This window comes from Phocaeicola sp. (assembly GCF_057861905.1).
In genome coordinates, this window is the sequence record NZ_DBMACV010000089.1 from 1 (window position 1) to 11230 (window position 11230).

Sequence of the window (11230 nt, forward strand, 5' to 3'; positions counted from 1 at the left end):
TTGTTTCTTTGAAAACAAACCGGATGCATTGCAAGGATACTATATTGAGGACTCAAAACAACTGGCCTTATTCTAAACTTATCCCGAACTCAGGTAAAAATTGATTATTCACTGGCAAATGTAATGAAAGGAAGTATATCTTACAATCCTCAGTCATTAAACCTTATCAAATTGGAAGCAAGAAGCAACAAACTTTCATGATGTTTCGTGTATGCTGTAATTATGAATGGTTTGACACAGGATAAACTTTCTCAGGAAAGCCGAGGAGATGCATTCTGATTTTTTCTGTAAGGTAATAGAGTTGTTCTCGGTTTTTGTACAAAACATTTTGGAATTTGTACAAATTTTCTAAAAACGTCCTGACGTTTTTGGCAGACTGTCAGCTTCTTTTGCAGGCAATATGCAGAGGGTTGAAGAACAAGAAGAAGTTATAATCATCATATAAATCTTCAGGCGATAGCAATAATCAAAAAAGGCCGTTTCCGTATTGTCTGAAAAATACAGAAACGACCTTTTGATCGGTTATACGTATACCTTGATGTACATTAAATGTATTGCATAGCTTGATTCAAATCAGCGATGATGTCATCTACATTTTCGATACCTACCGACAGACGTATCAAATCGGGAGCTACACCAGCCTCTATCAACTGCTCGTCGGTCAACTGGCGGTGTGTATGACTTGCCGGATGAAGCACACATGTACGTGCGTCGGCAACGTGTGTAACAATACAAGCCAGTTTCAGCTGATCCATGAACTTGATAGCATCTTCACGGGTACCTTTCAGTCCGAAGGCAATGACACCACACGAGCCGTTTGGCATGTATTTCTGAGCCAGTTCATAATATTTGCTACTTTTCAGCCCACAGTAGTTTACCCATTTTACCTTTGGATTTGCTTCCAGCCATTCGGCCACCTTCTGTGCGTTCTCACAGTGACGTGCTACACGCAGGTGCAATGTTTCCAGTCCCAGATTTAGCAGGAAGGCATTTTCGGGCGACTGTATGGAACCGAGGTCACGCATCAACTGTGCGGTTGCTTTGGTTATATAAGCCATCTTGCCGAAAGCCTTGGTATAAGTCAGTCCGTGATAAGAAGCATCCGGCTGAGTCAGTCCCGGGAACTTGTCGGCATGTGCTTCCCAGTCGAAGTTGCCACTGTCTACTACGGCACCTCCTACACAAGTTGCATGTCCGTCCATATATTTGGTAGTAGAATGTGTTACGATGTCGGCTCCCCATTCAAACGGGCGGCAGTTGATAGGAGTTGCAAATGTATTGTCCACAATCAAGGGCACTCCATGTTTGTGTGCGATACGTGCAAACTTTTCAATATCGAGGACATTGATGCTCGGATTCGAGATAGTTTCGCCGAACAGACATTTGGTATTCGGGCGGAAAGCTTTTTCAATTTCCTCTTCCGGTGCATCGGCATCGACAAACGTACACTCGATACCCAGCTTTTTCATCGTAACGCCAAAGAGGTTGAATGTACCGCCGTAAATTGTCGATGAGCAGACAAAGTGATCACCTGCCTCACAGATATTGAATACAGCATAAAAATTGGCTGCCTGACCAGACGAAGTCAGCATAGCACCTACACCACCTTCCAGCGCAGCAATCTTGGCAGCTACGGCATCGTTTGTCGGGTTCTGCAAGCGGGTGTAGAAATATCCGCTCTTTTCCAGGTCGAAGAGTTTAGCCATCTCTTCGCTGGTATCGTATTTGAATGTTGTACTTTGATAGATAGGTAAAACACGGGGTTCTCCGTTCTTCGGAGTCCATCCAGCCTGTACGCACAGGGTCTCCTTTTTGAATTTCTGTTCCATATTGTAATGCTTAAATTTACTTTTTCATTTAGTTGACGAGCAAAAGTAAGAAATAATCTTCCTTTATAGTAGGTTTTCGGGAAAAAAGATTTATATTTGAGATTATATAAAAACAAATGGATATGGCAGATGATATGAAATTTAGGCATGCATTGCCTGTACAGATTCGCTTCAGCGACGTCGACCAGTATGGTCACATGAATAATTCTTCGTATTTCTCTTTGTACGATTTGGCAAAGACTTCGTATATGCGTGATGTGTTTGGTAATAAAGACTGGAGTCATCTGGGTATTGTAGTTGCCAATATCAATGCCGATTTTCTGGCACCGGTGTTTTTTTCCGACGATCTGATAATAGAAACCACTGTCGTACATCTGGGACATAAGAGCTTTACCTTGCTTCAGCGGGCGGTCAATAAGGCGAGCGGTGTGTTGAAATGTCAGTGTCGTACGGTCATGGTAGGATATGATGTTGCAACCAAGGAGCCGGTGTAACTTCCGGATGATTTCAAACAGGCTGTTTGTGACTATGAAGGCAAGTCGTTGGACGAGCTGTCGCAGCCTTTAAAATAATATTACGGATAAAGAACAATTGAGTTTTTCATATGAAAGTAGCAATTATCGGAGCCGGCAATATGGGCGGAGCTATTGCACGCGGGCTGGCACAGGGACATTATATTGAAGCGAGCGAAATAGTAGTTACTAATCCCAGTACGGCAAAGCTGGATAAGTTGAAGGCTGAATTTCCCGACATTCATACCTCTACCAACAATAAGGAAGCTGCCGATGCCGATGTGGTGATTGTTGCAGTCAAGCCTTGGAAGGTAGAAGAAGTGCTGAAACCTTTGCGTCTTCGTCAGCCGCAGATACTTGTGTCGGTTGCTGCCGGGCTGACTTTCGAAGATTTGGCTCATTTTGTTGATCCGGAAATGCCTATCTTCCGTGTAATTCCGAATACGGCAATAGCCGAACGTGCCAGTATGACATTGATAGCCCGGCGGAATGCTACCGACGAGCAGACACAAGTCATGTTAGGGGTTTTCAATGAAATGGGACTTGCGATGCTGATAGAGGAAAAACAGTTTGCGGCAGCCACTTCACTTGCTTCATGTGGAATAGCCTACGTCATGAAATATGTACAGGCAGCCATGCAGGCAGGGGTAGAAGCCGGATTACGTCCGGGAGAGGCCAAGAAAATGGTAGCACAGACATTAGATGGCGCTGCTCGTTTGCTGCTGAGTGATGAAAATTCGCATCCGGCTGTCGAAATAGAAAAGGTTACAACACCGGGTGGCATTACAATCAAGGGAGTTAATTCACTGGAACACGACGGATTTACCTCTGCTGTAATTAATGCCTTTAAGGCAAGTATGTGATAAATGTTCTACACTTAAATACGATATTTATGAAAAACAATATTCTGATAACGATGGCTATTCTGATTCTTGTAGGGCTTGCCGTACAAGGTATGTTGGGTGTGGCAGCCGGAATATTGGTTTCTGCTATCATCGGCATTATTTATGGAGCCGCGAAAAAAGACAAACAGTTTATTAGATGGTCGGTGACAGCCCTTGTCATCGACCTGATCTGTGTCCTTTTGATTTATGTAGGGATGGGAAATCTGTGATTTATTTCACAAAGCCTTTCTTTGCCCATTTCAGGCTGTTCCAGCGTTTAACGAATATAAGGGCACGTATATTCTCGTCCAGCAGGAAGGCACACCACATGCCCGGAAGTCCCCAGCCCCAGTGAATTCCTAAAAGATAGCTGAAACCTACCGAAACGGTCCACTGTACGATTAATCCCACGTAGAACGGATAGTTTACGTCGCCAGCCGAACGTAGTGCGTTGGTGGCGTAGATGTTTACGGCACGTCCGATTTCTACTACCACATCGATGATCATAATGGTAACTCCCATTCGGATGATCTCTTCATTGTCAGTCAGAAGGCTGAAGATGAAATGTCCGCCTGCTGCCCAGATACAGGAGAGGATGAGTGATACGAGGATAGAGAGTCGCATAACATATTTGCCCAACAAATAAGCAGCGTGTATTTTCTTCTGTCCAACCAGATGACCGATGCTGATGGCTCCTCCTTGCGCCATGGCTATGGCAAACAAGTATACAAACATGATAATGTTTACGGTGTAAGTACGGGTTGCCAGCGCATTGTTTCCCAAGATATTAATCAGATAAGTAATTACTACCTGAGAAAAGCTGTACGAAAGGTTCTCACCGGCAGAGGGCAATCCTACTTTTAACAGGTTTTTCAGTTCTATCCAGGGGAAAGGACGGAAATAGGCCAGTGGAAATTTAGGTATATGCTTGCGGAACAGAATGATGAACAGTACGATCATACTTACTCCCCGGGCTATGGAAGTCGATATAGCAGCACCTTCGGCTCCTAATGCGGGCATACCGAATTTACCGAATATCAGTGAGTAGTTTCCGATGATATTCATAATATTCACCAAAACGGTGACCAGCATCGGGTAAATAGCTTTGTTGGCACTGCGCAGTGCAGCCGAAATGGTCAACGATATTGCCTGAAAGAAAGCAAAGGCACCTACTATCTCCATATATCCGATACCATATTTCAGCAATTCAGGACGAAGTCCCATCCAGCCCAGTAAGGTTGTTGCTCCGAAGTGTAAAATCGCACTTATAAGAAGTCCTACCACAAGATTCAGAAGTAAGGCTACTCCTACGACCTGCACCATATTCTTGTGCATTTTGGCGCCGAGGTATTGGGAACAAAGTACGGACGTTCCGATATTGATAACTTCGAATACGAGGAAAGCAAACATTACTATCTGGTTGACTACTCCTACGGCAGCTACACTTTCATCCGAATACTGGCTCAGCATGATTGTATCTACTGCTCCCAGCATCATAATCAATAACGTTTCGATAAAGATCGGGACAACCAGTTTAGTCAGTCCCTTACGAATATTAGTCTGTTGAATTGCCTGTTCCACGAGATGATAAAAAAATTCCGCGTGCAAAGTTACGACTTTTTTTACACGCGGAGACTTGACTTAAATCATTTTCTAATCTTGGAAGTACAGTAGTTTTACCTGCCAATCAGTGTCATAAACTCCTCACGAGTCTTTGCGCGATTGAAGGCTCCGGTAAAATCGGAAGTAGTAGTTACAGAGTTTTGTTTCTCTACTCCTCTCATCTGCATGCACATGTGCTTGGCTTCTACAACAACCATTACTCCTAATGGGTTGAGTGTCTCTTGTATGCACTCTTTAATTTGCAGGGTCATGCGTTCCTGTACCTGAAGGCGGTGTGAAAATATATCGACTACGCGCGCTATCTTGCTTAAGCCCGTAATATATCCGTTGGGAATATAAGCTACATGGGCTTTCCCGTAAAAGGGCAGCATATGATGCTCACACATGGAGAAAAAGTCAATATCCTTTACGATGACCATCTGACTGTATTCTTCTTTAAATTTGGCACCCAGTAATACGGCTTTGGGATCTACTTCGTAACCGCGTGTTAAGGTCAGCATGGCCTTCGCCACACGTTCTGGTGTTTTCAACAAGCCTTCACGTTCCGGATCTTCTCCCAGCAGAGAAAGTATTTCCTTGTAGTGCGACATCAGTTTCTGCACCTTCTCTTCCGGAAAGTGCATCAAGTTCGTATCAATCATTATTCAATGGGTATATTAATTTGTTCGCGTACGATTGCCACTTCTTTAAATTCACCGCTCTCTTTCAGCTTGCGCATGGCTACATGTGCTTCTTCTATACTTTTGAAATCGCCTATGCGGCATAGCCAGCGGGGAGGTTGAAAATAAGTATATACCGGCATATCGGGAAATTCCCTTTTTACTTTATTGGCTATGGCAGTTGCTTCATTGCGGGCAACTCTCGAATTGTTTCCAGCATACACTTGGACACGGAATCCTCTTGCTTTTAATGTCTTGCCAGAACCGGAAGTCGCTGCATTGTTTACATAGCGCAATCCTATCAGTGAGGTAATGTAGGCATCTTGATGGATGTTGACTATACCCTCTCCCGGGGTTCGGGTCTGCAGGCTTTCTACAATATTGCGCTGTGCGCTTGCCATACTTGCTGTAAGCAGGAACACAAGGGTTAATAAGTACTTCATCATACCGGTTGTCTTTTAATAAGTGAGTTTAAATAATCACGGAGAGGAGGGAAGGATTTCCCCTCTCTTCCGTGAAAAATAATATAGTTCGCTTAATTATTTAAAAGCATCGATGATACCTTTGAAGTCAGCAGCTTTCAAAGCAGCTCCACCAATCAAACCACCATCTACGTCAGGATTAGCGAACAATTCTTTTGCGTTGGTCGGCTTGCAGCTACCACCATACAGGATAGAAGTGTTTTCAGCAACTTCTTTGCCGTATTTAGCAGCAACCAAAGAACGGATGTGAGCGTGGATTTCCTGAGCCTGAGCAGGAGTAGCAGTCTTACCTGTACCGATAGCCCATACCGGTTCGTAAGCCAGGATGATCTTGCTGAAGTCTTCAGCAGACAGAGAGAATACAGAAGCCAACTGAGCTTCTACAACTTCATTCTGTTTGTTAGCTTCACGTTCTTCCAGAACTTCACCGATACAGAAGATAGGTTTCAGGTTGTTAGCCAAAGCCAATTTAACTTTTTCTGCCAGGATTTCAACAGTTTCGTGGTAGTAAGCACGACGTTCTGAGTGACCCAGGATAACGTACTGAGCACCAGTTGAAGCAACCATTTCTGCTGAAACTTCACCTGTGTAAGCACCAGATGCTTTGTCTGCGCAGTTTTCTGCACCTACACCGATAATGTTTTTGTCTACGATCGGAGTTACAGAAGCCAGGTGAATAAACGGAGTACAGATGATAACGTCGCAGTTAGGTTTGTCTGCAGTCAATACTTCGTTCAATTCTTTAGCCAAAGCGATACCTTCTTGCAGGTTCTTGTTCATTTTCCAGTTACCTGCTACAATGTTTTTTCTCATTTTGTTTAAATTTTAAAAGGGTTTATATAATATTAGTTTTCTGTTTTTTCTTCTTCTTGCTTCTTTTTCCGTTTATGCCATTTCAGCCATGCCAGATCGCATAAGGTCAGAAATATCAGTGGTCCGGTAAACCATCCTATCACCTCTGCCAGTTTATGGCTGACGGTTTTCGGGTTTAGTGTCCCGATGGAAAGTTTATCCAGAGGAGCTTTCAGTACATATTCGTCCGGCAACTGGTTGTTGCTCCATTTATTGATGACGACTCCTTTTTTCAGCAATACCAGTCCGGGATTGGAACGAATTATTGTTTTCAAGGTAATTTCGTCTGTCAGAGCAAATGGATATTCTGCTCCTGTGTTGTCTTGCCAAATGGCAATATCTTCATCCGGTGAAGAGGTCAGGCAGAGGAAGCGATAGCCATGTTCTACACTGTAGTCGTATACCTCATTTATCAGATCGATTCCGCTATCATCTGCATTTTTCAAATAAGGCGCTACCAGCAGGAACGTATAATTATCATCATCCAGTACCATGTCTGTCAGGTCTGTTCCGTCTTCTTGCGAGATTATGGAGAAATCGTGAATAGGCGGCTCGTAGCCTTTCTCTTTGATACGGGTTTTAGAGTCAACGAATGTCCATGTCGAGTCTGAAGGGAAATTATCAATCGTAAATTCCTTTTCCACTCCGTCTTTTGCATAAATGAAGGTTGTTTCGTAAGTTGTTGGCTTTTCTCCTTCTGGAATTTCCATGCCTTTACGTATATCTGCCCCGATATGGTAAGGGCGGAAATCGAATACAGGAAGTTCGCGTATGCAGTATAATGTATAAAGGATAATAAATACTACGCCATAGAGAGCTACCAGCCAGTCAACTTTCTCACTGACAAGTTTAACGATGCCAGTCTTTCTCCATTTGAATACAGTAATGGCAGCAATAAGCAATACGATATTTTTCCCGAAGGTTTCCCAGTTGGTCAGAACTACGGCATCGCCAAAACAGCCGCAGTCGGAAATAGGATTCGAGATGGCAAGCCACAATGTCAGAGGTGTCATAAACGACATCACAAGCAACATCAGGGTGGGGGCCACTTTACGGTGTATTCCGAAGAGCATATAAAATCCCAATGCAAATTCAAATACGCCCATTACCATTGCGCCCAGATAAGGAAATGCGTCGGGAATTAGCTGGGAAAGTCCCCAGGCTTCTACATAGTCTTGTATCTTATATGCAGTACCATATGGGTCGTTGGCTTTGATGAATCCGGAAAAGATAAAGACACCTGCCAGCAGGAAGCGGCAAATGTTAACCCACACGAAAATAGCTCTATGTAAATGCTTATTCTCCAAATTCCAGTTTTATTAAAGCGAATACCGAATAGTTTATCATATCCATATAGTTGGCATCTATACCTTCAGACACCAATGTATTGCCGCTCAAGGCTTCTATTTGCTTGGTACGGTAAATTTTCATCAGAATCAGGTCGGTGTACGAAGTGATGCGCATGCTTCTCCACGCTTCATCGTAGTCATGATTCTTTGCCAGCATCAGTTCCAGTGCAGCTTTTGCATACTTGTCGTACAGGTCGAGAGCCTGTTGTTCGCTCATATCATCTGTTTCTGCATATCCCAGTTCCAGTTGGATAAGCCCGATGATACCATAGTTTATGATAGCGATAAATTCCGGTCGTATGCCTTCGTTGACCAGAGCAACACCTTTGATCTCGATACTCCGGATGCGGTTGGCTTTGATAAATATCTGGTCGGTAACCGAAGAGGGACGCATGATGCGCCATGCAGCACCGTAATCGTGCAGCTTTTTTGCAAACAAATCGCGACAGATTGCTATTACATGTTCAAATTGCTGTTTCGTATCTTTCATACACTTATATCCGAATATATGTCGCAAAGTTACGATTTTTCGGAACAACCGCGCAATAAAAATGCAACATTTGTCTAAAACTTAATATTTACTAAGGGTTTAAACAAAGGATGTTTTCTGGCGTTATATCTCAAAAAACGATTCCTAATTTGTATAGTTGAAGCTTTATGAAGACTCTGAAAATTACATTTATGATGTTGGCGGCAGCTTTATTGTTTGCATTGCCTTCGTGTAGTAAGGACGATGAAAATGTTGTTATCACTCCGGCCGCTGAGGTGGTCAGTGCTTTCAGTCAGAAATATCCGGATGTGAAGGATGTCAGATGGAATATTCTGGTAGGTGCCTACGAAGCTGAGTTTATTTATGATGGGGTATATGTGGAGAACGGGCAACATATTTCTTTAAATAAAGTGGAAGCATGTACATATATTAGCCAGAAAGGTAAATGGCAACGTTCCGACTTTGATTTGACACGCGATTATTTGAATACTGCTTCTACAGTTATTCCACAAGCTGTAAGAGAAGCTGTAATGGCAAAAGGATGGAAGGTGGAGGAAGTTAAGCTTTTCGATTGGGCTGATCGTACGGATTATTTTTACATAAAGTTTCATCAGTCGGATTCTGAACTTTTATTAAACTTTGATGGTACGCCTGTAAACTGGTAAAAATAACCGGAACTTGGGACTGACGGAATAGTATATTGTATTCTATGTTTAATATGTTTATGTACAATTTGTTATGTTGGTAAAACGTAGTGAAAAGGTAGCGCGGTTATCGTAAAACGTATTCTTGTAGTAGTTACTTATGAGTAGAGGTAACGGAAATGTGTTTACATTTGATGCAATAAATTATGTAACTATGAAAATGAAAACACTTTTGTTGCCTCTTTTTTGTGCCGTGTCGGCTATGCCACTGAAAGGTCAAAGCACTCGTATGGAAACTTTTTGCAATCCTCTGAACGTAGATTATACATACATGATTTACAATTCGGATAAAGATATTTCTTACCGTTCGGGGGCCGATCCGGCTGTTGTAGAATTTCGTGGTGAATATTATATGTTCGTAACCCGCTCGCATGGTTACTGGCATTCGACGGATTTGCAGAATTGGGAATTTATTCCGGCTCCGTCTAATTGGTATCCACAGGGGTGTAATGCTCCAGCCGCACATAATTATAAAGATTCTTTGCTTTACGTATGTGGAGATCCGTCGGGGTCGATGAGCATTCTTTATACCGACAATCCGAAAAAGGGAGAATGGAAGGGAGTACCTGCCATTTTACATGATTTGCAGGATCCGGATTTATTTATAGATGATGACGGTAAGGCCTATATGTTTTGGGGGTCATCGAATGTTTTTCCTATTCGTGGTATGGAATTGGACCGTAATCATCGTTTCCTTCCCAAGGGAGAGAAAAAAGAACTTTTCGGACTGGATCTGGAAAATCATGGTTGGGAAAGATTTGGAGAAAACCATGTGAGTGATTCCGATCTGGGCGGTTTTATAGAGGGACCCTGGTTGACTAAGCATAATGGTAAATATTATATGCAGTATGGTTCTCCGGGGACGGAGTTCAATGTATATGGCGACGGCGTGTATGTAGCAGACAGTCCAATGGGACCATATACTTATCAGCAGCATAATCCGGTATCGTATAAACCGGGAGGCTTTATGAATGGTGCAGGACATGGAAGCAGTGTGCTGGGACCTGATAGTACATACTGGCATTTTGCTTCGATGTCATTGTCTATCAATGTTAATTGGGAGCGTAGACTGTGCATGTTCCCTATGGGATTTGATCGTGACGGGATTATGTTTTGCGATACTCGCTTTGGCGATTATCCACATTATGCTCCGGCCGTTCCGGGTAAGAAGGGGGAATTTCGCGGGTGGATGTTGCTTTCATACAAGAAGCCGGTAACAGCATCGTCACAAGTTGGAACGTATAGTCCTGAAGGACTGACCGATGAAAAGACAAAGTCCTTTTGGCTGGCTGAGGCTAATGATGACGGGCAATGGGTGATGATAGACCTGCAGAAAGAGGCTGAGGTGTGTGCTATACAAATAAATTATCATGATTATCAGAGTAATATGTATGGCCGTTATGAAGGATTATATCATCGTTATTATGTAGAAGGCTCATCCGACGGACAGGTATGGAAGATACTGGTTGATCGTCGGAGAAGTTATAAAGATACTCCAAATGATTATGTGGAGCTTGCTCATCCTGCGAAAGTAAGGTATGTTCGTTACCGTAATGTTCATGTTCCTACTCCTCATCTGGCCATATCGGAATTACGATTGTTTGGTAAAGGGACAGGAAAAGCTCCTCATAAAGTGGAGGGACTGAAGTTAGTTCGTCAGTCGGACCGTAGAGATGTAGCTGTTAGTTGGAAACCTGTTCAAGGGGCACAAGGGTATAACGTGCTATGGGGTATTGCTCCCGATAAATTATATACCTGAGTTCGGGATAAGTTTAGAATAAGGCCAGTTGTTTTGAGTCCTCAATATAGTATCCTTGCAATGCATCCGGTTTGTTTTCAAAGAAAC

General features: G+C 43.0%; 10 protein-coding genes and 2 pseudogenes. 5 read left to right on the top strand and 7 right to left on the bottom strand.

Annotated elements, in window-relative coordinates:
- Positions 1 to 545 precede the first annotated feature (545 nt).
- Positions 546 to 1829: an O-acetylhomoserine aminocarboxypropyltransferase/cysteine synthase family protein gene (locus ACZM60_RS13275; protein WP_021969821.1), complete on the bottom strand. Its 1284-nt coding sequence runs from the start codon at positions 1827 to 1829 to the stop codon at positions 546 to 548.
- A gap of 122 nt (positions 1830 to 1951) precedes the next feature.
- Here ACZM60_RS13275 and ACZM60_RS13280 point away from each other — a divergent pair.
- The 3 genes and pseudogenes from ACZM60_RS13280 (at position 1952) to ACZM60_RS13290 (ending at position 3455) form a co-directional block, all read left to right on the top strand.
- Positions 1952 to 2401: pseudogene (locus ACZM60_RS13280) on the top strand (acyl-CoA thioesterase).
- Between the two features lie 32 nt (positions 2402 to 2433).
- Complete coding sequence (gene proC, locus ACZM60_RS13285) at positions 2434 to 3204, top strand: pyrroline-5-carboxylate reductase (RefSeq protein WP_489521738.1); 771 nt, start codon at positions 2434 to 2436, stop codon at positions 3202 to 3204.
- 29 nt (positions 3205 to 3233) lie between these two features.
- A complete protein-coding gene (locus tag ACZM60_RS13290) occupies positions 3234 to 3455 on the top strand; it encodes a hypothetical protein (protein ID WP_021969824.1) in 222 nt (73 codons plus the stop codon).
- 1 nt (position 3456) lies between these two features.
- Here ACZM60_RS13290 and ACZM60_RS13295 read toward each other — a convergent pair whose 3' ends face one another.
- The 6 genes from ACZM60_RS13295 to ACZM60_RS13320 all read right to left on the bottom strand — a co-directional run bounded on the left by ACZM60_RS13295 (position 3457) and on the right by ACZM60_RS13320 (position 8680).
- The gene (locus ACZM60_RS13295; RefSeq protein WP_340318902.1) at positions 3457 to 4806 is read right to left on the bottom strand and encodes an MATE family efflux transporter; all 1350 of its coding nucleotides are present in this window, start codon (positions 4804 to 4806) and stop codon (positions 3457 to 3459) included.
- 95 nt (positions 4807 to 4901) lie between these two features.
- Positions 4902 to 5489: a GTP cyclohydrolase I FolE gene (gene folE / locus ACZM60_RS13300; RefSeq protein WP_021969826.1), complete on the bottom strand. Its 588-nt coding sequence runs from the start codon at positions 5487 to 5489 to the stop codon at positions 4902 to 4904.
- A complete protein-coding gene (locus ACZM60_RS13305) occupies positions 5489 to 5950 on the bottom strand; it encodes an SPOR domain-containing protein (RefSeq protein WP_418585939.1) in 462 nt (153 codons plus the stop codon). The genes folE and ACZM60_RS13305 overlap by 1 nt, the downstream gene beginning before the upstream one ends.
- Positions 5951 to 6046: 96 nt before the next feature.
- Positions 6047 to 6802, bottom strand: a complete 756-nt coding sequence (gene tpiA / locus ACZM60_RS13310; RefSeq protein WP_021969828.1) for a triose-phosphate isomerase — start codon at positions 6800 to 6802, stop codon at positions 6047 to 6049.
- A gap of 32 nt (positions 6803 to 6834) precedes the next feature.
- Complete coding sequence (locus ACZM60_RS13315) at positions 6835 to 8148, bottom strand: BT_3928 family protein (RefSeq protein WP_021969829.1); 1314 nt, start codon at positions 8146 to 8148, stop codon at positions 6835 to 6837.
- Positions 8138 to 8680, bottom strand: a complete 543-nt coding sequence (locus ACZM60_RS13320; protein WP_489521739.1) for a DUF1599 domain-containing protein — start codon at positions 8678 to 8680, stop codon at positions 8138 to 8140. The genes ACZM60_RS13315 and ACZM60_RS13320 overlap by 11 nt, the downstream gene beginning before the upstream one ends.
- A 167-nt stretch (positions 8681 to 8847) precedes the next feature.
- Here ACZM60_RS13320 and ACZM60_RS13325 point away from each other — a divergent pair, with 167 nt between their 5' ends.
- Entirely contained in the window at positions 8848 to 9345 is a 498-nt protein-coding gene (locus ACZM60_RS13325) for a hypothetical protein (protein ID WP_489521740.1), read from the top strand.
- Between the two features lie 199 nt (positions 9346 to 9544).
- A pseudogene (locus ACZM60_RS13330) lies at positions 9545 to 11140 on the top strand (family 43 glycosylhydrolase); the annotation flags it as partial.
- Positions 11141 to 11230 lie beyond the last annotated feature (90 nt).

Excerpts from the sequence above, each read along its gene's own strand:
- ACZM60_RS13320 (WP_489521739.1), bottom strand. The coding sequence starts at position 8,680 with ATGAAAGATACGAAACAGCAATTTGAACATGTAATAGCAATCTGTCGC.
- ACZM60_RS13305 (WP_418585939.1), bottom strand. The coding sequence starts at position 5,950 with ATGAAGTACTTATTAACCCTTGTGTTCCTGCTTACAGCAAGTATGGCA.
- tpiA (WP_021969828.1), bottom strand. The coding sequence starts at position 6,802 with ATGAGAAAAAACATTGTAGCAGGTAACTGGAAAATGAACAAGAACCTG.
- ACZM60_RS13275 (WP_021969821.1), bottom strand. The coding sequence starts at position 1,829 with ATGGAACAGAAATTCAAAAAGGAGACCCTGTGCGTACAGGCTGGATGG.
- proC (WP_489521738.1), top strand. The coding sequence starts at position 2,434 with ATGAAAGTAGCAATTATCGGAGCCGGCAATATGGGCGGAGCTATTGCA.
- ACZM60_RS13325 (WP_489521740.1), top strand. The coding sequence starts at position 8,848 with ATGAAGACTCTGAAAATTACATTTATGATGTTGGCGGCAGCTTTATTG.
- ACZM60_RS13290 (WP_021969824.1), top strand. The coding sequence starts at position 3,234 with ATGAAAAACAATATTCTGATAACGATGGCTATTCTGATTCTTGTAGGG.
- folE (WP_021969826.1), bottom strand. The coding sequence starts at position 5,489 with ATGATTGATACGAACTTGATGCACTTTCCGGAAGAGAAGGTGCAGAAA.